24 protein-coding genes and 1 pseudogene are annotated in these 26,853 nt (G+C 35.5%); 5 read left to right on the top strand and 20 right to left on the bottom strand.

Features of this window, described 5'->3' with window-relative positions; all coding sequences use genetic code 11:
- Window positions 1-273: 273 nt before the first annotated feature.
- A complete protein-coding gene (gene gltB, locus DFQ02_RS13140) occupies window positions 274-4,788 on the top strand; it encodes a glutamate synthase large subunit (RefSeq protein ID WP_245940269.1) in 4,515 nt (1,504 codons plus the stop codon).
- Window positions 4,789-4,792: 4 nt separating this feature from the next.
- Window positions 4,793-6,256: a glutamate synthase subunit beta gene (locus tag DFQ02_RS13135; protein ID WP_116524908.1), complete on the top strand. Its 1,464-nt coding sequence runs from the start codon at window positions 4,793-4,795 to the stop codon at window positions 6,254-6,256.
- A 162-nt stretch (window positions 6,257-6,418) separates the two neighbouring features.
- Here DFQ02_RS13135 and DFQ02_RS13130 read toward each other — a convergent pair whose 3' ends face one another.
- The 6 genes and pseudogenes from DFQ02_RS13130 to DFQ02_RS13105 all read right to left on the bottom strand — a co-directional run bounded on the left by DFQ02_RS13130 (window position 6,419) and on the right by DFQ02_RS13105 (window position 10,412).
- Window positions 6,419-7,216, bottom strand: a complete 798-nt coding sequence (locus DFQ02_RS13130; RefSeq protein ID WP_147297785.1) for a hypothetical protein — start codon at window positions 7,214-7,216, stop codon at window positions 6,419-6,421.
- Between the two features lie 274 nt (window positions 7,217-7,490).
- Complete coding sequence (locus tag DFQ02_RS13125) at window positions 7,491-7,793, bottom strand: toxin-antitoxin system YwqK family antitoxin (RefSeq protein ID WP_116524906.1); 303 nt, start codon at window positions 7,791-7,793, stop codon at window positions 7,491-7,493.
- A 47-nt stretch (window positions 7,794-7,840) separates the two neighbouring features.
- A pseudogene (locus DFQ02_RS13120) lies at window positions 7,841-8,593 on the bottom strand (toxin-antitoxin system YwqK family antitoxin); the annotation flags it as partial.
- A 252-nt stretch (window positions 8,594-8,845) separates the two neighbouring features.
- Window positions 8,846-9,127: a hypothetical protein gene (locus DFQ02_RS13115; protein ID WP_116524904.1), complete on the bottom strand. Its 282-nt coding sequence runs from the start codon at window positions 9,125-9,127 to the stop codon at window positions 8,846-8,848.
- A gap of 74 nt (window positions 9,128-9,201) precedes the next feature.
- Window positions 9,202-9,660, bottom strand: coding sequence for a hypothetical protein (locus tag DFQ02_RS13110; RefSeq protein ID WP_116524903.1), 459 nt, complete (start codon window positions 9,658-9,660; stop codon window positions 9,202-9,204).
- 257 nt (window positions 9,661-9,917) lie between these two features.
- Window positions 9,918-10,412, bottom strand: a complete 495-nt coding sequence (locus DFQ02_RS13105) for a hypothetical protein (RefSeq protein ID WP_116524902.1) — start codon at window positions 10,410-10,412, stop codon at window positions 9,918-9,920.
- A gap of 262 nt (window positions 10,413-10,674) precedes the next feature.
- Here DFQ02_RS13105 and DFQ02_RS13100 point away from each other — a divergent pair, with 262 nt between their 5' ends.
- Window positions 10,675-11,064, top strand: a complete 390-nt coding sequence (locus DFQ02_RS13100) for a hypothetical protein (protein WP_116524901.1) — start codon at window positions 10,675-10,677, stop codon at window positions 11,062-11,064.
- Between the two features lie 593 nt (window positions 11,065-11,657).
- On the opposite strand, the gene DFQ02_RS13095 is transcribed toward DFQ02_RS13100, so the two are convergent.
- From DFQ02_RS13095 to DFQ02_RS13060, 8 genes are all read right to left on the bottom strand, one after another.
- On the bottom strand, window positions 11,658-12,458 hold the full coding sequence (locus DFQ02_RS13095) for a DUF4138 domain-containing protein (RefSeq protein WP_116524900.1): 801 nt from the start codon (window positions 12,456-12,458) through the stop codon (window positions 11,658-11,660).
- Complete coding sequence (traM, locus tag DFQ02_RS13090) at window positions 12,455-13,399, bottom strand: conjugative transposon protein TraM (protein ID WP_116524899.1); 945 nt, start codon at window positions 13,397-13,399, stop codon at window positions 12,455-12,457. The genes DFQ02_RS13095 and traM overlap by 4 nt, the downstream gene beginning before the upstream one ends.
- A gap of 32 nt (window positions 13,400-13,431) precedes the next feature.
- Complete coding sequence (locus tag DFQ02_RS13085; RefSeq protein WP_116524898.1) at window positions 13,432-14,043, bottom strand: conjugal transfer protein TraK; 612 nt, start codon at window positions 14,041-14,043, stop codon at window positions 13,432-13,434.
- Between the two features lie 64 nt (window positions 14,044-14,107).
- Window positions 14,108-14,947 (bottom strand): hypothetical protein, encoded by an 840-nt coding sequence (locus DFQ02_RS13080; RefSeq protein WP_116524897.1) that lies wholly within the window; start codon window positions 14,945-14,947, stop codon window positions 14,108-14,110.
- On the bottom strand, window positions 14,947-15,528 hold the full coding sequence (locus tag DFQ02_RS13075) for a conjugal transfer protein (protein ID WP_116524896.1): 582 nt from the start codon (window positions 15,526-15,528) through the stop codon (window positions 14,947-14,949). Before DFQ02_RS13075 ends, DFQ02_RS13080 begins: the two co-directional genes overlap by 1 nt.
- 29 nt (window positions 15,529-15,557) lie before the next feature.
- Entirely contained in the window at window positions 15,558-17,960 is a 2,403-nt protein-coding gene (locus DFQ02_RS13070; RefSeq protein WP_116524895.1) for a TraG family conjugative transposon ATPase, read from the bottom strand.
- Window positions 17,957-18,262, bottom strand: coding sequence for a hypothetical protein (locus tag DFQ02_RS13065; protein WP_116524894.1), 306 nt, complete (start codon window positions 18,260-18,262; stop codon window positions 17,957-17,959). Before DFQ02_RS13065 ends, DFQ02_RS13070 begins: the two co-directional genes overlap by 4 nt.
- Window positions 18,263-18,300: 38 nt before the next feature.
- The gene (locus tag DFQ02_RS13060; RefSeq protein WP_116524893.1) at window positions 18,301-18,588 is read right to left on the bottom strand and encodes a hypothetical protein; all 288 of its coding nucleotides are present in this window, start codon (window positions 18,586-18,588) and stop codon (window positions 18,301-18,303) included.
- A gap of 141 nt (window positions 18,589-18,729) precedes the next feature.
- On the opposite strand from DFQ02_RS13060, the gene DFQ02_RS13055 reads away from it, so the two are divergent.
- On the top strand, window positions 18,730-18,999 hold the full coding sequence (locus tag DFQ02_RS13055; RefSeq protein WP_317124702.1) for an N-acetylmuramoyl-L-alanine amidase: 270 nt from the start codon (window positions 18,730-18,732) through the stop codon (window positions 18,997-18,999).
- 333 nt (window positions 19,000-19,332) lie between these two features.
- Window positions 19,333-20,391, top strand: a complete 1,059-nt coding sequence (locus DFQ02_RS13050; protein WP_116524892.1) for an endonuclease/exonuclease/phosphatase family protein — start codon at window positions 19,333-19,335, stop codon at window positions 20,389-20,391.
- Between the two features lie 21 nt (window positions 20,392-20,412).
- On the opposite strand, the gene DFQ02_RS13045 is transcribed toward DFQ02_RS13050, so the two are convergent.
- The 6 genes from DFQ02_RS13045 to DFQ02_RS13020 form a co-directional block, all read right to left on the bottom strand.
- Complete coding sequence (locus DFQ02_RS13045) at window positions 20,413-21,075, bottom strand: ATPase (protein ID WP_116524891.1); 663 nt, start codon at window positions 21,073-21,075, stop codon at window positions 20,413-20,415.
- Entirely contained in the window at window positions 21,072-21,449 is a 378-nt protein-coding gene (locus tag DFQ02_RS13040; RefSeq protein WP_317124701.1) for a hypothetical protein, read from the bottom strand. The genes DFQ02_RS13045 and DFQ02_RS13040 overlap by 4 nt, the downstream gene beginning before the upstream one ends.
- Window positions 21,450-21,721: 272 nt before the next feature.
- On the bottom strand, window positions 21,722-22,000 hold the full coding sequence (locus DFQ02_RS13035; RefSeq protein WP_116524889.1) for a helix-turn-helix domain-containing protein: 279 nt from the start codon (window positions 21,998-22,000) through the stop codon (window positions 21,722-21,724).
- A gap of 327 nt (window positions 22,001-22,327) precedes the next feature.
- Window positions 22,328-23,158, bottom strand: coding sequence for an RteC domain-containing protein (locus DFQ02_RS13030; RefSeq protein WP_116524888.1), 831 nt, complete (start codon window positions 23,156-23,158; stop codon window positions 22,328-22,330).
- 223 nt (window positions 23,159-23,381) lie between these two features.
- Window positions 23,382-24,683: an HlyD family secretion protein gene (locus tag DFQ02_RS13025; RefSeq protein WP_116524887.1), complete on the bottom strand. Its 1,302-nt coding sequence runs from the start codon at window positions 24,681-24,683 to the stop codon at window positions 23,382-23,384.
- Window positions 24,684-24,690: 7 nt separating this feature from the next.
- Entirely contained in the window at window positions 24,691-26,850 is a 2,160-nt protein-coding gene (locus DFQ02_RS13020) for a peptidase domain-containing ABC transporter (protein ID WP_245940268.1), read from the bottom strand.
- Between the last annotated feature and the right edge of the window lie 3 nt (window positions 26,851-26,853).

The following is a 26,853-nucleotide window of genomic DNA, read 5'->3' as shown; positions in this document are numbered from 1 at the left end:
GTTTGAAAAATTGTCAGTTTTTTCTATTTTTTTGTAAGGTTTATTTCGTTTATTTTATGTTTTGTTATTATTAATTCAGATATCTGTATTTATGCTTCATTTTTTCACTTTGAATATTTATTAAAAAACCTTATATATATTGATATATAATTATTTTAAAGCTGACTTAGTTTACAAAATCGAAATAATGAATTATCTATTATTATTATATTAAAATGTATAACTATCTTCGCTTATTTAGTCGCGTTTTTAAACCAATATAATTAGTTGATTATGCTGAAGAAACAAGGAATGTATTCACCGGAATTTGAACACGAGAATTGTGGAGCAGGTTTTATTTGTAACCTTAAAGGTGAAAAAACAAATCAAATCATCCACGATGCGTTAGAGATTTTGGTAAAATTAGAGCACCGAGGTGGGGTTAGTGCCGATGGAAAAACAGGTGATGGTGCTGGTTTATTAATTGATATCCCTCACGATTATTTTAAACGTGTTTGTGAATTTGATATCCCTGCTCAAAGAGAGTATGCTGTAGGTATGGTGTTCTTGCCTAAAATTAAAAACCAATACCAATATTGTAAAAATGTTTTTGAGCGTGAAGTGAAAGCTCAAGGACTGTCTATTTTGGGATGGAGACAGGTGCCAGTAGATTCTTCTCAATTAGGTCAGATTGCAAAAGCTTCAGAGCCTAACATTGAACAGATTTTTATTGGTAAAACCGAAGCAACAACTGAGGCTAATTTTAAAGCTAAACTATATGCTGCTCGAAAAATTACAGAGCACGAAATAAGACTTTCTAAAGTATCACAATCAGACTACTTTTATGTTCCTAGTTTGTCTACTACCACGCTTATATATAAAGGTATCATTATGCCTGAAGATATTGGGCCGTACTATACAGATTTACAGCAAAAAGACTTGGTTACAAGATTAGCATTGGTTCACCAGCGTTTCTCTACTAATACCATGCCGGCATGGGAACTAGCACAACCGTTCCGTTTTATGTGTCAAAATGGAGAGATTAATACGCTTCGTGGTAATGTAAGTAGAATGCGTGTACGCGAAGAGATTATGAAAAGTGAGGTTTTTGGACCGCAAATAGAAAAACTTTTCCCAATTGTAATTCCAGATAAATCAGATTCTGCTTCTATGGATATGGTGGTTGAATTGTTAACACATACAGACCGCTCATTACCTGAGATTATGATGATGATGATTCCAGAAGCATGGGAGAAACACAAAACCATGAGCAAGGAAAAGAAAGCGTTCTATGAATACAATTGTTGTATTATGGAGCCCTGGGATGGCCCTGCGTCTGTTCCGTTTACTGATGGTGATTACATTGGTGCGTTATTAGATAGAAATGGTTTAAGACCATCACGTTATACCTTAACAAAGAGTGGTAAATTAATCATGTCTTCAGAAGTAGGAGTAGTTGATGTAGATCCTGCCGATGTTAAATTACATGGCAGGTTAGAACCTGGAAAAATGTTCTTAGTTGATATGAACGAAGGACGCATCATTGACGACGAAGAAATTAAGAATAAAATAGTTTCTGAAAGACCATATCAAGAATGGTTAGATAAAACTCGACTTCATCTAAGAGACGTACCTTATACTAACGATACGTGCCCTATAGAAACTATCGATATTAAAACACGTCAGCGTTTATTCAATTATACTATTGAAGATATTCAAGAGGTAATTACACCTATGGCTCAAAAAGGCAAAGAAGCCTTGGGTTCTATGGGTATTGATACGCCTTTAGCGGTGTTATCAGATAGACCGCAACTTATCTCAAACTACTTCAAACAATTATTTGCACAGGTTACCAATCCACCATTAGATGGAATCCGTGAAGAGATTGTAACCGATATTAGTTTGAATCTTGGTAAAGACCGAAACATTTTTAGTATTACCGAAAGACAGTGTAGAAAACTACGAATCCAGAATCCGGTGATTTCTAATGCTGATTTAGAAAAAATCAGAACCATTAAAATTGAAAGCTTTAAAGCTGAGACCATTCATATGCTATATCCTAAAGCACAGGGGTTAAATGGTTTAGAAGATGCTTTAGAAGATATTATAGTACAAGTTGAAAAAGCAATAGATAGAAAAACCAATATCATTATTCTTTCTGATAGAGGAGTAAACAAAGATTTAGCACCTATTCCAGCATTATTAGCTTGTTCTTATGTAAACCACCAGATGAATCGTTTACGTAAGCGTTCGTATTTCGATATCATTATTGAATCTGCAGAGCCTCGTGAGCCACATCATTTTGCTACCTTGTTTGGTTATGGTGCTTCTGCCATCAATCCATATATGGTGAATGAAATTATTAGAATGCAGGTGAAAGAAGGCTTCATAAGTGATTTAAATGAAGACGAAGCCGTTGAGAACTTTAATAAAGCTATCGGTAAAGGGATTCTGAAAATTATGAATAAAATAGGAATCTCAACGTTACATTCGTACAGAGGTTCTCAGATTTTTGAAATTGTTGGTTTCAATTCGCAATTTGTTGAAAAGTACTTCCCTTACACGGCTTCAAGAATTGAAGGTATTGGTTTATATGAAATAGAAAAAGAAATTACAGAGCGTTATAAGTACGCTTATCCTGATACCTTAATAAAAAATCGCTTAGGTTTAAATATTGGAGGAGATTACCGTTGGAGACGTAATGGGGAACGCCATATGTTTAACCCAACTACGGTTGCTAAATTACAACAAGCTGTGAGGTTAAGTGACCAAAAGAGTTATGACATTTACGCAAAAACTGTAAATGAACAAGCCGAAAACCTAATGACCATTCGTGGTTTATTTGAGTTTGATAGATTAGATCCTATTCCTATTGAAGAAGTAGAGCCATGGACAGAGATTGTGAAGCGTTTTAAAACAGGTGCCATGTCTTACGGATCTATTTCTAGAGAAGCACATGAAAACTTAGCCATTGCCATGAACCGAATTGGAGGAAAATCTAACTCTGGTGAAGGCGGTGAAGATAGACGTCGTTTCCAAAAGGATGTTAATGGCGATAGTAGAAACTCTGCCATTAAACAGGTAGCCTCTGGTCGTTTTGGAGTTACATCACATTACTTAACAAACGCCCAAGAAATTCAGATAAAAATGGCTCAGGGAGCTAAACCTGGTGAAGGTGGTCAGTTGCCTGGCGAAAAGGTATTACCTTGGATAGCAGCTGCCAGAAACTCAACGCCGTTTGTAGGTTTGATTTCACCACCACCGCATCACGATATCTATTCCATTGAAGATCTAGCACAGCTAATATACGATTTAAAAAATGCCAACAGAGATGCTAGAATCAACGTGAAATTAGTATCAGAAGTAGGTGTAGGCACTATTGCTGCTGGTGTTGCTAAAGCAAAAGCTGACGTTGTTTTAATTTCGGGTTATGATGGTGGTACGGGAGCATCACCTCTAACGTCATTAAAACATGCTGGTTTGCCATGGGAGCTTGGGTTATCTGAGGCCCAACAAACTTTAGTATTAAATAATCTAAGAAGTAGAATTGTTGTAGAATGTGACGGACAGTTAAAAACGGGGCGCGATGTTGCAATAGCTGCTTTATTGGGTGCTGAGGAATTCGGATTTGCTACCGCTCCATTAGTTGCCTCTGGTTGTATTATGATGCGTAAGTGTCATTTAAATACCTGTCCGGTTGGTGTTGCTACTCAAGATAAAGAATTACGTAAAAACTTTAAAGGAACACCAGAACATGTAATTAACTTCTTCTATTATGTTGCTGAAGAATTAAGAGGCATTATGGCACAGTTAGGGTTTAGAACGGTGGAAGAAATGGTAGGTCAAACCCAAAAAATTAACGCTAATAGAGCGATTAATCACTATAAAGCTAAGGGGCTAGACTTATCTAGCATATTACATAGACCAGCAGAGTATCATAATTTAACCATCAGAAATACTGAAAAGCAAGATCATAATTTAGATGAGGTAATTGATTTCACGATTCTTAAAGACTCGCATAGAGCACTATACAGAAAAGAGAAAATGAATTTAGCTTACCCAATAAGTAATATTGATAGAACAGTTGGAGCTATTGTTAGTAATGAAATTTCAAAAATATATGGTCATTTAGGGCTGCCAGAAGATACTTTAAACATAACCTTCACTGGATCTGCTGGTCAGAGTTTTGGAGCCTTTGGCGCTCATGGATTAACCTTTACTTTAGAAGGTAATACCAATGATTATTTAGGCAAAGGATTGTCTGGAGCTAAATTAATTGTTAAGAAACCTGTTAAAGCTGATTTTATAGCCGAAGAAAACATCATTGTTGGTAACGTTTGTTTATTTGGAGCTGTTCATGGTGAAGCATATATAAATGGTATTGCTGGTGAACGTTTTGCAGTTCGTAATTCAGGAGCTACAGCGGTTGTTGAAGGTGTTGGAGACCACTGTTGTGAATATATGACTGGTGGTAAAATAGTGGTGCTTGGCAAAACAGGAAGAAACTTTGCAGCAGGTATGAGTGGTGGTTATGCCTTTGTTTTAAATGAATCTGGGCAGTTCACAAACGGTTTATGTAATGAAGAAACCATAGATTTTGATCCCATTACGGAAGCCGACGAAGCCGAATTAAAACAATTAATCGCAAATCATGTAGCATATACTAATAGCAACAGAGGTAAAGAAATATTAGCCAACTGGGAGAACTATTTACCAAAGTTTGTAAAAGTAATGCCAAAAGAATACAAGATAGCATTAGAAAGAATAGCTAACGAAGAACCAATGGTTGAAGAATTAGAAATAGCATAAGGTCATGGGAAAAGTAACAGGATTTAAAGAAATTGATAGACAAGACGAAGCTTACAAACCGGTTGAAGACCGCTTAAAGCATTACAAAGAGTTTACTGTGCCTTTATCTGAGGAAGAAATTACTAAACAAGGGTCTCGTTGTATGGACTGCGGTATTCCTTTTTGCCACAGTGGTTGTCCGCTTGGGAATCTAATTCCAGATTTCAACCACATGGTTCACCAAGGCGAGTGGCAAAAAGCCTCTTGGATACTTCACTCAACTAACAACTTCCCTGAATTTACAGGGCGTTTATGTCCAGCACCATGTGAACAAGCTTGTGTGTTAGGCATCATAGAAGATCCTATTTCTATAGAAAACATAGAGAAAAATATTGTGGAGCGCGCCTTTGCTGAAGGTTGGATAAAACCACAACCTCCAAAAAAGCGTACTGATAAAACTATTGCTGTTGTTGGATCTGGTCCCGCTGGTTTAGCGGCTGCGCAACAGTTAAATAGAGCCGGACATACAGTGACTGTTTTTGAAAGAGATGATGAAATAGGAGGGTTACTCAGATATGGTATTCCTAATTTCAAAATGGAAAAAGAAATCATAGACCGTCGTTTAGCTATTCTAGAGGCCGAAGGTATTACTTTTAAGACCAATATCAATGTAGGTGTAAACTATGACGTTGAGGAATTAAAAGCATTTGATGCTGTTGTTTTGTGTGGGGGTGCCACTGAGAGACGTAGCTTACCAACACCTGGCATTGACGCTGATGGGGTGGTACAAGCTATGGATTTCTTAACGCAACAAACTAAAGTTGTTTTTGGAAAAGAAGTGAAAGACCAAGTTTTAGCAACTGGAAAAGATGTCATTGTTATTGGTGGTGGCGATACAGGTTCAGACTGTATTGGCACCTCAAATCGACAAGGAGCTAAATCGGTTACTAATTTTGAGATTATGCCAAAACCTCCAGGGCATCGTTCACCAACCACACCTTGGCCATATTGGCCATTACAGTTAAAGACATCGTCTTCTCACAAAGAAGGATGCGACAGAAACTGGTTAATAAATACAAAGGAGTTTGTAACAGATGCTAACGGAAAATTAACAGCCCTTAAAACGGTAAACGTAGAGTGGCAAATGATTCCAGGTGAACGTCCTAAATTAATCGAGATTGAAGGCACAGAAAAAACATGGCCTTGTGATTTAGCGTTATTAGCACTTGGATTCACAGGCCCTGAAAGTACTTTAGCAGACAAGCTAGGTATTGAAAGAGATACCCGTTCAAATTACAAGGCAGAATACGGAAAATATCAAACCAACATTCCCAATATATTTACGGCCGGCGATATGCGTCGCGGACAATCATTAATTGTTTGGGCTATTTCAGAAGGTAGAGAAGCTGCGCGCCAAGTAGATATCTATTTAATGGGTAAATCAGATTTACCTACTAAAAATGAAGCAGGTGATTTAGTAGCGCTATAATTAATGAGATTATAATCATTACAAAAACAGCGAACCATTTTCGTATTTGGTTCGCTGTTTTGTTTTTTTGATGTGTATTTTACTTATGAATAAATTCTAAAGAGTCATAGCGTATAACTTTAACAAAAGCATACCCAAGAAGAAGATTATAAGTATATAGTATTACTCTTCCGAAAATAAATCAGAAAATTGGTCAGGCTTTATTTGTAATATAATTATCATTGCAGAGGCCAATACTAATTTCATTTTTGGTTTAAGCTCAGATCTAATCCAAACAAAACTTTTATTTAATCCAAAAACTCCCCCACCATAATACTGTACTGCTCCCAAAGACTTATTGTCTTCAATAAACTCATACCCCCTTGCAGGTATTTTTCTGGAATCATTACCGTTTTTATTAGAGGAGATAGGCTCTATAAATATAAGTCGATCACTACAACTTAAAATCCCTTCATCAGAATAACCAGCGTCATGATCATTAGTCATTGCCAAATGCATACTCCATGGCTCACCGGTATCATCTTTTATTTGTATTTCAGAAGAAAATATTTTAGTACTTGTGTAATCATCATCAGGCCCTGTGTAAAACTCAAAGTCACCTATAGAAAGTAGCTTAAAAGAGCGTGCCTCTTTAACAGTCATTTGACTTAAAGTATTTACAATAGACGATCCTAATGATTCATGCTCCATAACAAAAGAAAATTTATTCTCAGTTTTACTCTCGGAAAAAGTGTTCCAAAAATTCGATTTCACTTTAGTTTTCACCCATCCATTTTTACTATCTGCAACCTTATAATCCCCAAATTTAATTTTGGAAATTTTCCCCATCCATTGCGTACCTTTTTTTACTTTAAACTTATCGCTATTTTCTTCAAGCTCCTTGTTAATAACAATTGTCTTGTTTTGTGCATAGATGGCACCTAAGCTTGAAAGTCCTGTTAGAATTAGAATACTAAACAATAGTATTTTTGTTTTTATGAAAAAATAAAGTTGATGATGCATTATATTGATTGTAATTAAGTTTAGACTTATTGACTTTTAATTATTCTTTTCTTTATAAAATTATTTTCCTTTAATAGTGTATCTAACAAATCATAATTCTCGTTTCCTTTGGTTTGGTTTTTGCCAAATTTAAAGGCTAAGTGCTAAATACTATCCGAAATTGTCTTTACAGTTTAATTTGGGATAATGTAATTACCTGTTAAAATTCTCATTGGGATTTAATTGTAAAAAACTATTGCTCTATTAATTTACCGTTTTTATCATAATACTCAGAATTGCTTGTGGGTTTTCCTCCTTTAAAGTATTCTACAGATTGTAATTCCCCCGTTTCGTAATAGGTCTTTTTAACACCTACTTGAACATTGTTAATAAAATCACCTATTTCATGTACCTGTCCATTTTCATAGTAGCTTTTTGCCTCGCCTGACTGAAGACCATTTTTATGATTTCCTATAAATTTCAATTGACCATTTGGGTAAAATGCTTTTAATTCACCAATTAACTTACCCTGTATATAGTTTGATATTTGTCGCAATTTCCCGTTTTCGTGATAACTTTTAGATTCACCTGACTGAAGCCATTTTTAAAATTAGATATATAGTATGTTTGACCATTTTCATAAAATAGTTTCCATACTCCTATCCTATTGGCATTTTCATAACTCCCAATTTCATGTAATTGACCATTTTTATAATACGTTTTAGCCTCTCCATGAAGTTTTCCGTTTTCATAATAAAATATTTTATGTAACTCCCCCGTTTCAAAAAATTGTTTACTTTCACCAGATTGCTGGCCATTTTCGTAATTATTTATTTCCTGTAAATGACCATTTTCATAATACGTTCTTCTTTCACCACTTATGAGTCCATTCTTTCGATATGCTATTTGATATAGTTGTCCATTCTTGTAATACACTTTTATGGCTCCATTAAGTTTTCCATCTTTATACTGGCCTTCTTCTTTTAATTCTCCAGATTCGTAAAAAATCTTATACATGCCATTTAGCTCATAATTTTCATGATTCCCAATTTCTTTTAATTGACCACTTTTATAATATGTTTTAGCTTCTCCTGTTGCATAATCAATTATTTCTTCTAGTTCACCGGTTTCGTAATATGTTCTCCATTCTCCTACCTTATAATCATTTTCAAATTTTCCAATTACATGTAGTTGACCATTTTCATAATACATTATACTTTCACCAATCCTTTTACCGTTGGCATTGTAGTGATCCAAACGTTTTAATTGGCCATTATCATAGTATTCTTTCTTAACTTCTTGAGATAATGAAATACAGGAGAATAAAACAGAAATAAAAAAAACAAGGGATTTCATTATTATTAATTTAATATTGAACTCAACCGAAATTACAATTTATATCTGTCACAAATGTCCAGAAAAGCGTTTTGAAGAATAATCTGGACATAATAATTATAATATCTTTCAAGAAGAAAATAAAACACTCTGGTTATTTGCTGTTTGACTTAGAGTATATTTTTTAGAAGAAAGAAATAAATAGCTCCAAAACAAAAAAGCATCCCAATTTTCTGTAAAGAAAAAAGGAAAGCTTTCCATTGGGTTTAATAACTATTTACGCAGACACGTTTTTATCCTTTTTAGAATTTTAAGAAATAATACAACCGTAGGGACTAATGAAACTACCCCAATAATGCATAAGAGTATAACACCTATCCAACCTCCTGAATCCTGTATCCTTGGATTACCAGAAGCTCTATCTTCAATAATTTGTGATACTCCTTCAATAAGATGTGCAATTCCCATTGTTAAGGTAAACCAACTAGTAAAACCTAAAACCAAGAAGGCAATAACATATAATAAATCAGTCCAATTAAACAGATAGGGTTTCATAACTTAAACAAATAAAAATTACATAAATAAAAAAATGATTTACTCAACTATCACTTAGAGAAAGGAACAATAAGTTACTCTTCCTTTTTGCGTTTAAAAATTTCAGGATACACAAAAAATTCAGGGCGATCAACATTGGTTTTGAAAAACTCTATTAACTCCTTTTGGGAATTAAAATCTTCATCAACCAACTTCTCGTTTACCTCCATAACTTTTAATTGATTTTCACTGAGCACATAACCGTAAAAACTATTAGGTTTTTCATTAGTTGTATCTACAACATTCATAATCTTAAAATTCCCTAAACTAAAAGAATAACAAGTCCCTTCGTCATCATTAAGTGTGAACTTATATGTAAACTCATCAAAAGCTTCAATTTTAATCCAATCTCTAGATTCCTGATGGTTTTCAGGATACCATAAACCCAATAATTCAGTATCTATTCTTTCACCTTTAGGCAATGAAAACTCAGACTCTAACGCACAACTTATCAAAATTATCGCTGTTAATAAAATGAAAATATGCTTCTTCATAGGTATTGAATCTAACCCCTTAAATTACTATAAAATCATCTATATTAATATGATATATATCATCCATTAAGTCTGAATTTATAATATCTTTTAACATTGATTTTCTCTTTAGAAATAAGAAAAACTCTCCATTGGCTTAACTACATAAACCTTCCCATTTACAAGGAACAACACAACATCTTTAAATAAAAAAAGCTCCATTTTTTTAGACCCCCTCTTAAATCTTGCGGTCTATACAGATCTTTTTAAAAAAAAGATTATTCTACTTTCGAATATTTTTGAACCTCACCATTATTTCCTTCCTTAAGCATTAATTCACCCTCATTTACCTCAAATATGTAAAAGCCATTTTGGGGTGATTTAGCAAACAGCTCGTCTCCTGGGTAATGCCATTTAACTTCATCATAAAATTCCATTTTCATCAATTCCTTTTGCATGGAACCAACCTTTTTTAAACTTGTCTTAAATGTATTATCTTCAACAAAAAAATCACTTACAAACACACCAACGGTAATATATTTTAGGTCTTCTTGCCGTTTAAACAGCCAGTGAAATTCACTTTCTCCTTTATTATTAGTGATTTTATTAAATATCCACCTAAATATCTGACTTGGTATTTCACCTTCTCCAGGTAAGTTTATTTCCCAAGTACCTATTAGCTGCTCAGGTATTTGTTCAAAATCCTTAGTTTTATTTTGAGAGAACAGTAATGTTACAAAAAAGAATAATGGAATAATTAGCTTTATTTTCATGAATTCTATTTTTAGAGACCAAAAAATTAATAAACCATTCTATTAAATAAAATGATATATATCATGAACAAAGCATGAAAGTATTACGGCGACCCCAAATATTTTTTGACTTTTGATTAGTAGGGAAATGCAATAAAGAACAGGTAAAAAACAAAAAAAGCATAAACTGAGAAGGTACAGAAAAGTCAACTGATTTTATATGATATTAGTTAGCTAATTATTACTCCTTTACACTTACATTAATAAGTCAATTCAAGTTGTCATGAAACTCATTAAAATTAATTTAAAAGTAGTAGCTCAATTTCTAGCTTTGCTAATACTGTCTCAAGGTTGTACGACTTATAAATCAGGAAACGCCAGTCTTTACGATGCTGCAAAGTCTGGATCTAAAACAAAAATTGTAAAAAAAAATGGTAAAATAGAAACGTATTCTAAAGTTGTACTTATAGACAGTGAAGATTTCTATGGTATAAAGTGGATAAACAACAAAACAACTGATAGTATTATTATAGATACTAAAGAAGTAAAAAAAGTTAAACTAGAAAACAAAAAGCTTAACACAACTATTGAAGATGTTAGCTGGGCAATTTCTTGGATAGGGGGTTTAATTTTGGCTATAGTTTATGTCTATCCTTGGATGCTAGGAGAATAAACCACACCATATGTTTAAAAACAAAAAAGCATCCCAATTTTCTATAAAGAAAAAAGGAAAGCTTTCCATTGGGTTTAACTACATAAACCATCCCATTTTACTGGGAACAACACAACTTCTTTAAAGTGCCAAAAAAAGCCTTAAGAGTGTTAAGGCTTTTAGCAATTCTTGCGGTCTGGACGGGACCTGAACCTCATGCCCTTAGACCAATAATAATCAGGACCCTACCAAAGTTCACATATCATGTTGACGATTTGTGAACTCATATATCATTTTATTTATGTCAAAATAACTTCGAGTTGCAAATATATAGTATGGATTATTCTAAACCAACAGAAATGTATATTTTTTCGACGACATTCTTTTTTATAAGCTGCAAAGGATTTACTTAAACGTGCATCTATTTAAAATAATACTTATATCTTTTTTAAGATGATAAAAAATTAATTCATCGAAGTCAAGCCAATTGACAGAATATCATGAATAGTATTTTAGATAATCTATTATATTTTTTTAGGGATGTGGGTGGCAAGTATGTAGATGAAATTCATACTCAGTTGAACCACCTAGTGATAGGAAGCCTTAGTTTAGTTTTATAAAATTGCATTTAACATCAGTGAGCGGCTCCCTTTCAGTTCTTTTAATTCAATTAACAATCTTTCATTATCCCCCAACACAAATTTTGGAAGCACTATAACAAAACGCTTTTTCTCCTCTGTCTTTATTTGACTGGGCACTTTGTATTGATGAATTACATTCTGTTCCAATTTCTGAAATGAAGCCTTACGTTTATTGTTCCCATTTGCCCTATAAACTTTAAGGTAATCCACCTCAAAATCAATTTCAGAATTATTTTTGATTTCCAGGACTAAATAAACTTCAGAAGCATTATATGCCATTTTCTGCAACTGTAATTTGATGCCTTTTTTCCTTTTAGTAGATATTGGTTCATATTTTCTCTTTAGCAAATATTCGCTTAACTTCTGAATATAAGCGAATCTATCTTTAGCTACATTCTCTATTAAAACTATTGGTTTTTCTTGTATCTTCCTGGGTTTCTCATTTCCAATGCTTGCTTTTGAAGTTATAAAATAGTTCAGTTTGGTAAGCTGTTCCTTATATTTCAAAATATAGGAATACACCTGACCGTTTTTGGTTACGGTCAATAAATTGCTTTCTGTTCCTGGAGTGGCTTGAAGCAATCCAAAATGTTGTTCTTTCTCACGATTGTAAGTGAATACAAAGTTTTCTGCCCCAGTAATACCTTGGCGAATGGGTTCAGGAAAAAACAGCGCTACATTTTTTTTATTATTGGCATAAATGGTATCCAATTCTTGTTGTGCTTTTAATGAAAGGCACATGGTTAAGATTATTAAAGTTATAATTGATTTCATTTTATGTGTTTTAATATTAATTGATAATTGTCGGTTATGGTAACTTTTATGGTGCGGTTATTTCGTTGGAATATCTTTTTTATGCCATTAACCTGGGGAACACCCACAATATTGATATCGTCCACCACATCCCCTACCACTTCCTGCCTTGCTTCGCCCCTAAAACTATTTTCGATATAAATGCCTTCACTGCCATCCTGAAGGTCAAAGGCCTTTAACTTAACAGGTTTGTGATTGATATTTTCAATTTCCACAATCGTCCTATTCGGCTTAAAACTTACGAATCCATAAATAGGTGTGTTTTTTGGGACCTTAATATTGTTTATTATTGCTTCTTTGGTCAAGCGCATTTGTAGTCTATAATTATTCCGTACTGTTTGTGTACCATCTACCCGAACATAGATAAACGGATCTGTATGTTGGGAAACGACATTTTCATTTTTCAACGGATTCGATGCAAAAAAAAGCTGGTGTTCTAATGCCAGTTCTTTAGTGGTTAATTCGGGCTCCATATCTTGAACTTCCTTTTTATCCATTTTTAAAACTGAATCCCGTTGGAGTTTTCTTGGTACTTCTGCAATATCTAGATTTCTAAATCGCTTTTTCGAATAGCTAATCCGCCCTTTACTGTAAACACTGTCAATGATACGCTGTTTTTCCAGTTCCATATAATCTGGATTGAAATACCCCTTGTCGTCAATCATATGCTCCGGATAAAGTGAGGGCACGGTCTTTTCCCGTTCTTCTTTCAAGTTGTCCAATGCCTCTAGTTTAGAATGGTATTCTTTTTGCCCATCTTCCAATTCTGGAATGGGAATTTTATTGCTATCGATCTCTGGAAGGTCTTCGGACCCCATAACTATGATGCCATAGCCACCAATAAAAAGGAGTATGCATATTATTACCGATGTAAATACAATTTTGTTTTTCTCTAGTTTCATTTTGTTTGTATTAAATAGCCTAATGGAGTAGTCTACTGAGTTTCTATTTTTCGTAACGTGCTTTCAAAAAAATTGGTAATCAAAAGCCCATGCGTATTTTTGGGAAAGTTTCTATCTACTTTTATAAGATTACCTGTTGTCATTAGCTCATAGGTGTCAGTCACCGTCCCTCGGTTGATTTCAAAAACGGTCGTGGTCTCAAAACGATAGGGTTCGCTTTGAACATCGATTTTCGATTCAATCTTCAGTACTTTCTGGACCAGTGAATATTGCAACAATCGGTTATAGACCCCATCTGCTTTTTTCTGTCTGTAAAGTGCATCCACGGAGCTGTTCCCTAGCCATAATGCCTTCTCTAGATGCTTTTCATAATTGCTGGCATCGATATGGTAGAAATAGGAATGGAAGAGTTCTAAATGTGACAGTATCTCTACTTCTAGGTTCTCTTGCTGTTTTACCATTTTTAACGGGATCACACTCCCATCGGTATTGACCACAAAGGCATTATTGACCGTTTCGTTATGGAGTTTTATAACCATTAACACGGAAACTATACAGGTCAATACAGCCCCTATCACTACAACCAAAACAATAAAGCGGTTTAGCTTCAGTACGTTGTAAATATTTTTATAAGGTGTTTTCATTTATTGTCAATTATTAGTTTTTTAGAGTAATTATTTTAAATAATCAAATGTGCCTTAGGCACCCTTAGGCAGTGAAAAGTTTTAAGGTAAAGGAAATAGCTTTTCGGTAGAGCTTGAATTTGAGTAATACAATGAATCCAATAGAACCGAACTGTAACAGAGGTGCAAAAAAGCTACTGCCCCAATCCGTACCAAAGAGATTGCTCCAAAAATTGGTATTGATTTCGGTATAGAGATTGTTTACAAACACATTGACCAGAAAAAAAGCAGGTACCAACATATACACCCCGGCATAGAGTTTAAAAAAATTGTATGCCAATGTTCTGAACTTTTCAAATACTGCCAGACTGATAACCAATGGAAAAAAGGCCTGCATGATCCCAAGTAGAAAATAGCGCTCTGCCAAAAACAACGGGTAAATGAACAGATCCAATAGCCACAGGAATATACCAACGATAAAGGCCAGCATCTTCAATCCATACAATGGTGTTACCAAAGCTTCGTACAACATAGCCATGGCTTTTTTGGCGGCTTCCAATGCGCCCACATCCTGTTCCAAATCGATATCCTGCATCTGTAACGGGAGGAGCGCCGGAGCCGTATCCCGGTATTGGGTCTCGATAGCCACTAAAATGGAATCAAAAACACCCAATATCTGGGTTGAAAAGATGACCAAAATAACGACTGCAAAATTCTTGGCCAGTTCCGTTGGGGTCAGTCCCCAGGTATACCCCTCATTATTAGCAACGCCCTCATTGTACTTTTTCAGGATATTGATGAGAAAGAACAGAATGGCCAATGTCTTCATCCCTGTAATGGTGTACTGGGAGAAGTCACTGTTTTTGATGGTGGTGAATACCGCATCTACATATTCCAATCCTATGCCCAAAAAAATGCCTGCCATTAGTAATTGGTTTCTCTATTGTTGATTTTGTCCTGCATTTCCCTGAAGGCTATGATCCCACGGTAACGCCTCGTCTTGGCTTCTATCTCCGCTACCATTTCTTTGGACTTGAGTTCCATATCCTTCAATACTTCTGCCCGTTCAGCATCGGTCATTTTTAAGTTATCACTGGATAATATCTGTTCGATATAATCTAATCCCTCTAAAGAATTTTCAATAATTGAATTGAACGATTCGGAAACTCGTTGGACTTCATCGGATTTGATATAGGGTGAATTGAGAATATCCCTTAAGTCATCCTGTACGATGTTGAACAGTTTTTGGTTATTTTTTGCCAGTTCCCGTACGGCCTTTAACTGCTTGATGACATTGTTGACCTTTTCAATGTTCTCTTTTTGTGTCTTTAGGAATTGTACGGTCTTTAACAGTTGTGAGGTCTGTTTTGCTGATTCTATCAGGGATTTGGTAAAACTGATAAAATTGGTGTTGTCATAAACCGGCATCCCCTGGGCCGTAGCACGGGCAGGCAATAAAATGACCAAGGTTAGTGCTAATACTAAAATTTTGATTTTGTGTTTCATTTTAATTGTTTTTAAAGGTTAATATTAAATCAGCTTATGGCTGTGAATTCTTTAATGGCTTGCTCCATATCTCCTGTGTTTTCATAAATGGCCATTATGGCTTCACTTTCGTTACCATCAGTGAGATATGCTGCATAGACTTCCTTGGGAACTTCCAAGCGGAAAATGTTGCTTTCCTTGCCTATCTTGATGAACATCTCCGTGTACTTTCTTTCTCCGGTCAGGTCATTTCGAATGGATTTTAATTGGTTTAAGTCATGGCTAGAAAGGTTGAGCCTGTTCTTTAATTCTTCATAGCCTTTTTCGTTTCTAAGGCTGTAAATGACCTGTGTATTCTCTAGGATACTGGCCGATGTGGAATTATTGGGTAGTTGATTGATGGACTGCAGTATGATACCAATGGCGCCATTTTGTTTTCTGATGGCCTGATAATAGAATTCCACGCTTTCCAGTACGTTGTCAAACTTAAGTTGTTTGGCAAACTCATCAAACAGGATGATGCCGCGTTCACTTCGGTTGCGCCATATCGTGCGTTGGATGGCGGATTTGATAAGTTTTAGCATCACCGACAATATTTCCTTATTATCCTTGACTTCATCGAGTTCAAAGACAATCATACGTTTGTCCTCTATCTTATAGGTCTGGTCTTCGCTTACATTGAACAAGAAACTGTAAAGCCCGCCATCGACATATTCGGATAGGATATGCAAAAAGTTATAGACGCTAAAGTCTTCTTCCCTTATCTTAAGGGTCTCTATGAGACTGTTCTTTTTATCATCTACAAACTGGTATAGCGATTCCAAGGAATGGGCATCATTACTGCTATATTGGTAATAGTAGCGCAGTACCTTTTTTATGGCAACTTCCTTGGCCTTGGTGGTTTTGGATTCTGCCAAAAGCTCTAATAGAAACATGGCCAAATCTTCCAAGCGCTCCGGAGTCAGGTCATTTTCACTGGATATATAAAATGGATTGATACCCAAATTTTTACCTTGTTCATACCTCAAAATGATATGGTCTTTTGGGTAAAGTTTGGCGAATTTGGAATAGGACCCTCCCAAGTCGATGATGACCAATCGGACTTGCTGCTCGAAATATTGCCGTAATATGTTGTTGGCTAAAAAGGATTTCCCTTCTCCCGTTGGGGCGAAAATGGCAAAGTTCCTCGCCTTGATACGTTTTTTACGTTCGTCCCAAACATCCTTTAATACGGGAATGTTATATTGCCGATCATTGAAAATGATACCTTCTTCATCGGATTTATAATTGCTATTGTTGATGTACAGGCACAGGGCATGTTTTAAATCGGTGACATACAAATCTTCATTGGAAAAATTGGATGTAAAACATGGGTAGGAATTCAGAAAATAATGTTTCCGTTCCTCGCCTTTTGGATAATGGGGCATAATGTCCAGTTCCTTGAACTCGGTCTTTATTTTGGAGGCTATGTGTTTTAGCTGTTCGGCTTCCGGTGACCAGAATACAATGTTGAGATGCCCGCGTATAATTCTTGAACTGTCGTCTTCATTAATTTTAGCAACAATGGCCTCAATCTTTTTTTGAACGACCTTGTTCTGTGTTCCGAAATTCGAGCTTTTGTTAAGTTCTTCAATTTTCTTGTCCAATAGTTTTCGCCATTTGTGCTTGTCATCTAAATAGATAATTTGGTTAATGATATGGTTTTCGTTTAGGTTCAATCCCAATCCATCTATAAAGCCTTGATGGAAGGTGAAATCGTCAGAGGTGAACCTATCATTGGTCTTACTGCTCTGTACCACATCACCGAAGCACAGTTCGTTGTTTACTGCCAGTACGTCAAAATGGTTATTGCCTATTTCTATTGACGCCCCTTTTAGTTGAATATCAGTGGTAAAACCTTCGTTAAAACCATTAAAGTAGGTGTTGGTCAGTTCTAGGATTTCTTTTTGGTTCAAGGGTACTAATGATACCTTACGACTATTATTAATAAAGGAAACGGCATCATTTACCGACGCTATAAACTCTTGTACGTTATGGTCCATTTTTTTATGGATGCCCTTTTCTACTTTACGAAATGGATTGGTAAACTTGGAAGCGTTCAAGGCTTTGTCCAATGGCAGGATAAAAAACAGATAGCTGTTATGTTGCAAATAACCACGGCCTTTAAAATGGTTGTGGGTAGCCTGTTGTAAAAATGTACTGTTTGGTAATTTATCTGCTCTGTATTTGTCTTTTTGGTAGATGTCCTGTTTGTGGATGACGGTACTTGTCGGCAAGGATTTAAAGGCTTGGAACCAGGAGCCATGCAGGTCTTCAAAGTCTTTTTCCGAAAGGGAATAGATTTCTGGTAAATCGGTTTTATAGCATAGTACTACATTCCCGTTACTGGCAAATATGATATGCTTTTCGATGTTTAAGATAGGATGGTACGCGGATAGGTTAATTTTCTTCATATTTTATTTGGGTTCTCATGGTTTGCCAAAATGCCTGCGATGCAGGCCTTTTTGTTGCTTATGGTCGTTGGGAATACTTTTTTGAAATGCAGTAAGGCTGGATATTTGGTCAGTTGTGTCAATCCTATATAAAGGCCTCCATTAAAGATGAACACCAAAATGATGACCGAAAGGCTAAAGGAAAAGATGATGAACAGTAACGATCCGATGACCACTGTCATTTGCAGGGCGAACAATGAAATGGGCAAGCCCATGATCATTGCACGCTTTCTGATATCCTTATAGACTTCGTATTTCTTCACAATCTTTTTAGATAAATTGTTAAATGCCGATTATCGGCTTAGACTACGATGCCTATTAGGTAGGTGAAGATGCCTACTACCGCTCCGGCAATAAGTACAAATACCAATACACGGGTAATGCCTTTTTTGAGATCGGCATTCTCTCCAAAGAAATGCCCGGCATTGAACAAGAAGCCTATTAGGAAGATAACGCCCAGAATAATGGGAAATATGGCCCTAATGGTATCGGATACATCGTTAACGGAATCTTCAATGCCCCCGATCTGTGCAAAAATGGCATTGGAAGCTAATAGTAAAATAACGGTCAGGAATAGTGATTTTTTCATGTCAAAATGGTTTTAAATTTTACATGTTTTTGATATTCGAAAAATACGCTATATTGTATTTTAAAATACTGACAATCAGCATTTTGTTGATAAAATATTGTTTATAACAGATTGATTTTGAATGGTACCAATTGGCATCAAATGGTATTAAAAATTGAAAGGCCTATGTTGATAACTCCAAAACTTTTAGATCGCTGGATGCTCAAAAACGTCAAACTTCGACTCCGCTCAGCTCAAGTTTTTGTGATTTTACTGTTAAAAATCTGTTTTGTTTTTGGTCAGAAAAAAATTGTTGTCATCGACCTTGGTCATGGTGGAAATGATTCTGGTGCTATCTGGGTAAATGGGGCTTATGAAAAGGGTATGGTTTTGAATGTTGCTAAAGAGATATTAAACTATATAGGCCCATAATGGCAATTTGGCGAACAGTGGCTAACATCTACTACTATTAAATTACTAAAAACCAACACATACAAGAATTTAATTTGATGAAATATTAACTTATGTAAAACAATAAAAGGTTTGGGAAAAGTCTTTTTGTAATTATTAATGATATTTTCGGATGAATTCATTAAAAAAATCCTGTTTTTTATAAAAATTTACTTACTTTTAAAATCCAATAGATTTCTCTCAAAAAGAATTATTAATAGCTTTTCAGGGCATTATTATTTAAATAGGTCTACATTACTATGGCTTATTGAAATTGTGTCCTGCTGTTCAAGTTTAATTCTTAAATAATTCATTATGTCAAAATTACGCCTTGCTACATTTAATTGTGAGAATTTATTTAGCCGTCCAAAAGTTTTTGGGACAACTTCCAGAAAAGCAAAAGAGCTTTTAGGTTATATTGAAGAACTTAACAATGAGCTTTCAAAAGCTGTTTTTGACCAACAGCGCATTGCGGAATTAAAGAATAAGCTAAAGTATTATATAAGAATCCAGGATATAAGAGGCAAACATACTTCCGCTTCTGGTGCCGGTGAATGGTTAGGTTGGATTGAATTCAAAAGAGATCCTGCTGATGAAGAGGCCATAGAAAATGTTGCACGGGTAATGCACGCTATAGATGCAGATATAATTGCACTTGTAGAAGTTGAAAACAGACCTCTACTGGAAGACTTTCACGATAAAATTCTATTTAAGAAGTTTTATAACCAAAACCCTGATAAGGTTTATGAGCATATATATTTAATTGACGGCAACGATAATCGGGGAATTGATGTTGCGGTTATGTCCAGAATGCCAGTCAATTTTTTAAAATCCCACATCAATGAAAAAAGTGAATATTTTGGAAAGATGGTAAACACCTTTTCCAGAGACTGCCTTCAGGTAAATATCCAGATCAATGAGGCCAATAATCTAAATTTGTTTATAAATCATTTTAAATCTATGGGGTACAGTGACCCTAGGGACCCTCAAAGTGAAAAAAGGAGAAGGGGACAATCTGAACGGGTCAAGGAAATCATCCAACAATACGATTTGAATAATGAATTGATTGCCGTGGTGGGTGACCTTAATTCTTCTCCTGAAAAATGGTCCATGAAACCTCTTACCGAATTCTCGGATATATATAATGTAAATTTAAAACTACCGGCAAGTGAACGGGGCACATATAGGTATAAATCAGCTAAAAGTCAATTGGACTATATCTTGGTATCCAATGCCCTAAAGTCTAAATTGGAGAATGTCCAAATTGAACGCAGGGGTACATATACAAGAAGAGGGCCAAATTTCCCATCTGTTGTAAGTCGTAAAACGGAAGCTTCTGATCATGGAGCTATTGTAGCGGATTTTGAATTTTAGTGTAGTAGGGATTAGATATTTTTATTTACGCTTATCCCTACTCTTTTTATCAAATGCCACCAAATTAAACAACTCGCGCATTCGGGAGCGCACTCGATTGCCATAACGTTCTTCAAGTTCAGCAGCATTGAGGTTAGTGGTTGCATGTGTTTTAATTTTATTTTTTAAAAACAAATCATGACGGGACAACAATATTTCCCCAATAACATTACAATCCTTGCCATAATGCCTGCCTATAGGCTCTACACCTAAATCATCAAAACAGAAAAATTGTGTGTTGCCATAATCTTCAATGGTTTTATAACCAATGTGATTAAAACCAAAGACAATGTTCCGGGTTGGTACAACCGCATAAGGTTTTCTGTGGGGTACTAAGTACTTTAACAATCGTATCAGAGACGTTTTGCCACAGCCTACAGGGCCAGAAAGCAAAATACCCTTGTTAATGTCAATTCCAAGTTCTTTACAAGCCTTTTCATCTTGAATAATATACAGGCATAGCTTGTAAAGAATGGCACGGTCTTCCTTATAGATTTTAAATTTCTCACCGAATAACAGTTTTCCTTTGGCCTCCAAATAGATTAACATTTTATCAAAATCATAGAGAATCTGGTTGCCTTTTACGGTACCGAGTGCATATTCCATAGCTCCTTCTGTAATGATATGTGGTTTTGGTTTAATCATAGAGGGTCGTCATAATTTTTATCGGAACTGGTCTTTAGGTTGTCCAAATATTGGTCGACTTCCTGTTGTTTGTTGTCGTTTTTCAAATTCTGAAAATTTGAATTTTTAAAATTTTGCGGTTTGTTATTGTTTTTTGGGTTTGTTTCTGTTTGTATATGTTTGTTTATAGATACCAGCGCTTGTCCATCGCTAGTACAAATTTTGGTCTGGCTGGAGTCCAAACCTTGTCCATCACTGGTACAAAAATTGAACATCCTTATTTTACTTCCATGAAATGCATTGTGTGATGGTGAGTATTCAAAATAACTCCAATGGTTCAGTTCTTTTATACAGCGATGGTATGTGGTCCTTGAGCCAATTTTTGAGAGTTTCATAACATCATCCCGATTGATATAAAACTCGTGCCGAAAAAAGTTTACATTCCACAAATAGAACAATGCAAAGTACAGGCTGATATGGGTGGGGTTTAACCTGGAATCCTTGGAAATATGGATAAACACCTTATTGAGGTGCTTGATATAGTTTATCTCATTCATTAGTTAACTATTTTGACTTACTTTTTGAGATACTGAAACAACACTTCGCTTCGACTTCGCTCAGCGACCACGACTATGCTCAGTGTAACAGTTCAGCATGAACACAAGTGTCAGAATTTATTATGCACACGGTTCTTTTCCATTACTTCCATAATATCATGATAGTCATAATACAACACCCCTCCTACTTTGGTATAGGGAATGGTACCATTGATCCGTAGATTCTGTAACGTGCCTGGTGAGATTCCCAAAAGTTCCCTGACTTCAGGTGATTTTAACCATTTCCTGTTCTGGTTGCCTTGTTGGTTGTTAAGTAGTTCTTTTATCCCATCTAGTAATTCAATCTTAAATTCCATAAGGTCTTCGGTGGTAATAATGTTTGCTGACATGTTTTTTTGTTTTAATAATGAGGCCCCGAACTTGATTCGGGGCAACTTTCAAGGCTATCTTCAGAAACTAATTTCTTTCGATAGCCTTTCAGTTGATTTGACTTTCGTTAGACAAAGATGTTTTGCTTTGTTGGACTTTATTCACCATATCACCCGACCTCGGTGAAATTTTAACATTTTATTTTTTGCATTGTTTTGGTGCTATTTGGTTTTCAATTAGAGTTATTTTAGGTATAAAAATGCTCAAAAAATAGGATTGGGATTGTGAAAATCAAAAAACCGGAGTAGTACCGTACTCGGTCGTTTTTTAACAGTTTTTGAAATGAATTATAGCTCGGATTTTTCCATTTCATATATAAAGCCCATTGAAAGTTCATCCAGAAACCGGGTTCTGCTTTTCTTTCTGGATTTAATCTCTGAAAGGGTTTTATAAAAATCGCCCAAATCAAAGTTGAATATTTTCTGAAAGGCCATGACAATTTCTTTTTTGTCAGTATTTCCGTGATTGATGGCACGGCTGTAATACAGGGCGTATATTAACTCCGTTAATGCTACTTTACTTGAAGTCCATGTTAAATTATACTGCTCACTCAAACTTTCCAGATTTAGTCTTGATGCCTTATTTTCAAATCGTATTTCTAAATAGTTTATAAAACGTTTATAGGCTTTTAACTTTCCTAACAGGAAATCATATGGTGTGCTAAAATCCTTGTCAAAGCTATAATCTTGTATAGGGATGATTTGTAGCTCCCTGTTATTTGGTCTTGTAAAATACCAAGTATCCATATGGTCATATCCTTGTTCTATATAATTGATGAATTCAGCATGCCTGGCAAAAAATATTTGTATGTTATCCTTAGCCTTTGATATATATTTTTGCTGCTGTTTTTTACCAATTTTTGGAAAATGGGCCTCAAATGCGTAACATTCCTGATAATAAATTAGGTTGCTTAAAGGAATTTGCTTGTTTACCTTAAAGAACTCTATTTCCTGATCGTCAGAATCAAAGCCTTTGTCCCTTATTATATTTTTGAGTTCTGAAAGAGCTTTACGACATAGTATAATAGCTTTTTGAGATCGTTTGATGGTATCCCATTCCTGACTTTCTATATCCTGTAACTGTTTTTGAAAGATGGCTGTGAGTGAGGGAATATCCATTTTATAGTTTTGAATTATATAACAATAAGTTTTTAAAACACTGTGATTAAATTTGTCACTATTTGTTTTAATTTGTTCTTATTTGTTAAAATTCGTTATAAAATGCTATTTTAAAAAGGGCTTTTGATGCCGATTTATGAATCTTTTCTTTTGATTTATAAATTAATGTATAACCAATGTGTTAAACGTGGTTTAAACCTATGTGGGTAATTAAACGGCAAAATTATCTGGAGAAAAGTTCCCGAAACTGGTAAAAACAGCGCTCTATCAATCTTAGGTCTTCCGTAATAATATCTGCTGTTCCCTGCATATCTTGTTTGAAGTCTATATGCTTATCATAAGTCGTTTTTAAATCTTTGGAAATCCTTACATCCACCACATAGGTTCCATCTGTATTGGAGACATTGGAGATACGTAATACTTGCCCTTGAAGCACACCAAATTCATAATCTGGATAATCATTTAGTTTAATTTTGACCTGCTGCCCTATCCTTATTTTTCCGGCATTGGTCTTTGGTGTTCTTAGTTTTGCTAAATAATAAGGCACGTTTTCCGGTGAAATGGTAAATACCAATTCACTTTCTTTAAGGGTCTGGTCATTGCTCCAATAGTCCAGGAATGCAACTATGCCGGCTCTATTTGATTTTAACACATAGGTCTGCTCCCAATCCCTAATGCCCTTTTTGAGCTCCCTAAATGTATATAATACTTGTTTTAACAACCGTGTTTCTTCTCGTTGTTTATTAAAGCCTATATCTTTTGAACTGCTTTTGGTCTGGTTTAAGGATTCCCTTAGTTGGGAAATCATAAGGTTTGTATTTTCATAACTCCGTAATGCGGTATAATAGTTTATTTGTTTGTCTTCATAGGTTTGCTGTGAGACAACCCCTTTTTCCAGTAATTGCTCATGCCGGTTTAGATCTTTCTTTATAAAATCCAATTCTTTTTTATTGATCGCTTGTTGGTTCACTAAATTGTTAAGGCGGTGGTTGAGTTCTGTTAACGCAAAACTATTGGCGGCTATTTTTTCGTTATGGGGTTTTAAATCACGATTTATAATATATTGAAAATAACTGTTCTCAAAGGCTCCAAATTGTGGTTCCAGATCGCCTAAAAACAAAATGGGAATTGTTTCAAATGGAAAAAGCACTTGGTCTTTATTGATTGTAATGGTGTCCATAATGGATTTTAAATACAGTACATCTTCATTATCTGAGGTATTTTCTAAAATAGCTAATATGGCATCTTTATCTACCTGTTGCTTATCTATCACTAATAGGGTATCGATTCGGGCTGTTATTTTTGCGTATACCTTTTGTGGTGGTGTAGCTGTGGTCAAATAGGCTTCAGATGTAATGACATCCGGGTATTTTATCAGCCATGAAAGAAACAACATCAGGATAATAAGCATTAAAAAGAGAGCACTTCCCCAACGGATAAGCTTTGGTGGTACACGACTTAGGATATCATTCAGGGATTCGCTTCGAATGATTATATCTTTTATGTCCTTCTCGGGTTTTTCCATTTGTGTCTTAACGTCCCAATTCCAACTGGTTTTTTACGAGTTCATAGTACCGTCCTCTTTGGGCGGTCAATGTTTTATGGTCTCCTATTTCTTTTATACTGCCTTCTTCCAATACAACGATTTGATCTGCATGCTTTACGGTGCTCAAGCGATGGGCAATGATAACCACCGTTTTATTTTTAAAAAAAGTATTTAGGTTTTCCATGATCTCCTTTTCGTTTTTAGCATCCAAAGCCGATGTGGCTTCATCAAAGAATAAATATTCCGGATTTTTATATATGGCCCGAGCAATAAGTATGCGTTGTTTTTGCCCCGTACTAAGCCCCATACCTTCTACTCCTATCTTGGTATTATAAGACAACGGGAGGTTTTCGATAAAGTCCCTGATATTGGACATTTCTACTGCTTTTCTCAATCTGTCCTGATCTATATCAGCCTCACTCATCGTAATATTTCTGGTTATGGTATTACTGAAGATGTAGCCTTCCTGCATCACCACACCACAGCAATCTCGCCATAAACCAGGGGACAATTGCAACAATGGGGAGTTTCCTATTTTGACCAGTCCTTTTTGGGGTTTATAGAACTGAAGCAATAGTTTCATTAAAGTTGTTTTTCCACTGCCACTGGAACCTACAATGGCCGTGACCTTATTTTTTGGAATGGTCAGTTGCAACTTTTTTAGTGTTGGCACTTCTACTCCCGGATATCTATAACTAACGTCCTTTAATAAAATATCTGATTTTTTTAGTTCTCTTAGGGGCAAGTCTTTTAAATCCGTTTCATCTTTTTTGCTATGGATCTCGGATAAACGTTCTATCGATATTTTGGCATCCTGAAAATCTTTCAGGAAATCTATAAGCTGCACTATAGGCGCATTGAGTTGTCCCACGATATAACTTATGGCCAGCATCATCCCCAGTGTAATACTCCCTTCTATGACCAATTTTGCTGCCAAAACGGTAATCAGGATGTTTTTTAGTTCATTGATAAATGAGGAACCTATGCTTTGGTACTGGTCCCAGGTCATTCGGGTGATTGATATTTTAAATAATCGTGCTTGTACATGTTCCCAATCCCAACGAAAATCCTGTTCTACATTATGCAGTTTTATATCCTGCATACCACTTATGAGTTCTATAACCTTACTGCGTTCATCGGCTGTCTGTTCAAATTCCTCATAATCCAATGTTTTTCGTTTTTTTAGGAACAGGAGTATCCAACCGAGGTACATCAGGCTTCCTATTAAAAACACCATAAAAATGGATAGATCATAATAGATTAATACCAGTCCAAATACCAGAAGATTGACCAATGAAAACAGGACTTGTAACGAGGACGTGGTCAATAGTTTGTCTATACGTTCATGGTCATTGATACGCTGTAATATATCTCCTGTCAAACGGGTGTCAAAAAAAGCGATGGGCAAACGCATGAGCTTGACAAAAAAGTCAGAGAGCATGGCTATATTGATTCGTGAACTTAAATGCAATAATATCCAACTTCTGATAACTTCGACTGCTGTTCGTCCTATAAACAAAAATAACTGGGCCACCAATATCAGGTAGATAAAGGACATATCCTGGTTCTTGATCCCTACATCAACAATACTCTGTGTCAGGAAAGGAAAAATAAGCTGCAAAAGACTTCCAGCCAGCAACCCAAAACCTAACTGTACCAAAAACGGTTTATAGCGGATCAGGTATTTTGAAATAAAGCCTAAGTTTAAAGGGGTTTCTTTAATGGAAAAGGCATCATTTTGAAAGCCTACTGTTGGTTCCAATAGTAAAACCACACCTTCTTCTGTATGGTCGTTGGCATTGGCACCTATCCAACGTTCCAAAAATGTATGTTTGTTATAACTTACCAAGCCTTGTGCTGGGTCTGAAATATAACAGGTATCCTTTTTGATCTTATACAATACGACAAAGTGATTGTTGTTCCAATGCAGGATACAGGGCAATGGCGCTTCTTTCAAGTGCTTAAAATCTATTTTTGCCGGTAGCGATTTTAGACCAATGGTTTCGGCTGCCCGTGCCAAAAATTTGAGGTTGCTCCCTGTTCTTGTGGTCTCGGAAATGTTTCTAAGCTCTGGCAACGAAATGGTCTTACCGTAATGCTTGGCTATAATTTTAAGACATGTGGGGCCGCAATCTTTGGCATCCAATTG

The sequence above is a fragment of the Seonamhaeicola aphaedonensis genome, from assembly GCF_003386195.1.
Taxonomy (GTDB): domain Bacteria; phylum Bacteroidota; class Bacteroidia; order Flavobacteriales; family Flavobacteriaceae; genus Seonamhaeicola; species Seonamhaeicola aphaedonensis.
This window is presented reverse-complemented; position numbering and strand designations above follow the sequence as displayed.

Bases quoted from the DNA above. Each gene is read 5' to 3' on its own strand.
- gltB (WP_245940269.1), top strand. From the start codon at position 274: ATGCTGAAGAAACAAGGAATGTATTCACCGGAATTTGAACACGAGAAT.
- DFQ02_RS13070 (WP_116524895.1), bottom strand. From the start codon at position 17,960: ATGAAGAAAATTAACCTATCCGCGTACCATCCTATCTTAAACATCGAA.
- DFQ02_RS13060 (WP_116524893.1), bottom strand. From the start codon at position 18,588: ATGAAAAAATCACTATTCCTGACCGTTATTTTACTATTAGCTTCCAAT.
- DFQ02_RS13135 (WP_116524908.1), top strand. From the start codon at position 4,793: ATGGGAAAAGTAACAGGATTTAAAGAAATTGATAGACAAGACGAAGCT.
- DFQ02_RS13030 (WP_116524888.1), bottom strand. From the start codon at position 23,158: ATGGATATTCCCTCACTCACAGCCATCTTTCAAAAACAGTTACAGGAT.
- DFQ02_RS13075 (WP_116524896.1), bottom strand. From the start codon at position 15,528: ATGAAACACAAAATCAAAATTTTAGTATTAGCACTAACCTTGGTCATT.
- DFQ02_RS13025 (WP_116524887.1), bottom strand. From the start codon at position 24,683: ATGGAAAAACCCGAGAAGGACATAAAAGATATAATCATTCGAAGCGAA.
- DFQ02_RS13085 (WP_116524898.1), bottom strand. From the start codon at position 14,043: ATGAAAACACCTTATAAAAATATTTACAACGTACTGAAGCTAAACCGC.
- DFQ02_RS13040 (WP_317124701.1), bottom strand. From the start codon at position 21,449: ATGAAACTCTCAAAAATTGGCTCAAGGACCACATACCATCGCTGTATA.
- DFQ02_RS13055 (WP_317124702.1), top strand. From the start codon at position 18,730: ATGGTATTAAAAATTGAAAGGCCTATGTTGATAACTCCAAAACTTTTA.
- DFQ02_RS13105 (WP_116524902.1), bottom strand. From the start codon at position 10,412: ATGAAAATAAAGCTAATTATTCCATTATTCTTTTTTGTAACATTACTG.
- DFQ02_RS13110 (WP_116524903.1), bottom strand. From the start codon at position 9,660: ATGAAGAAGCATATTTTCATTTTATTAACAGCGATAATTTTGATAAGT.
- DFQ02_RS13115 (WP_116524904.1), bottom strand. From the start codon at position 9,127: ATGAAACCCTATCTGTTTAATTGGACTGATTTATTATATGTTATTGCC.
- DFQ02_RS13080 (WP_116524897.1), bottom strand. From the start codon at position 14,947: ATGGCAGGCATTTTTTTGGGCATAGGATTGGAATATGTAGATGCGGTA.
- DFQ02_RS13035 (WP_116524889.1), bottom strand. From the start codon at position 22,000: ATGTCAGCAAACATTATTACCACCGAAGACCTTATGGAATTTAAGATT.
- DFQ02_RS13100 (WP_116524901.1), top strand. From the start codon at position 10,675: ATGAAACTCATTAAAATTAATTTAAAAGTAGTAGCTCAATTTCTAGCT.
- DFQ02_RS13095 (WP_116524900.1), bottom strand. From the start codon at position 12,458: ATGAAATCAATTATAACTTTAATAATCTTAACCATGTGCCTTTCATTA.
- DFQ02_RS13045 (WP_116524891.1), bottom strand. From the start codon at position 21,075: ATGATTAAACCAAAACCACATATCATTACAGAAGGAGCTATGGAATAT.
- traM (WP_116524899.1), bottom strand. From the start codon at position 13,399: ATGAAACTAGAGAAAAACAAAATTGTATTTACATCGGTAATAATATGC.
- DFQ02_RS13050 (WP_116524892.1), top strand. From the start codon at position 19,333: ATGTCAAAATTACGCCTTGCTACATTTAATTGTGAGAATTTATTTAGC.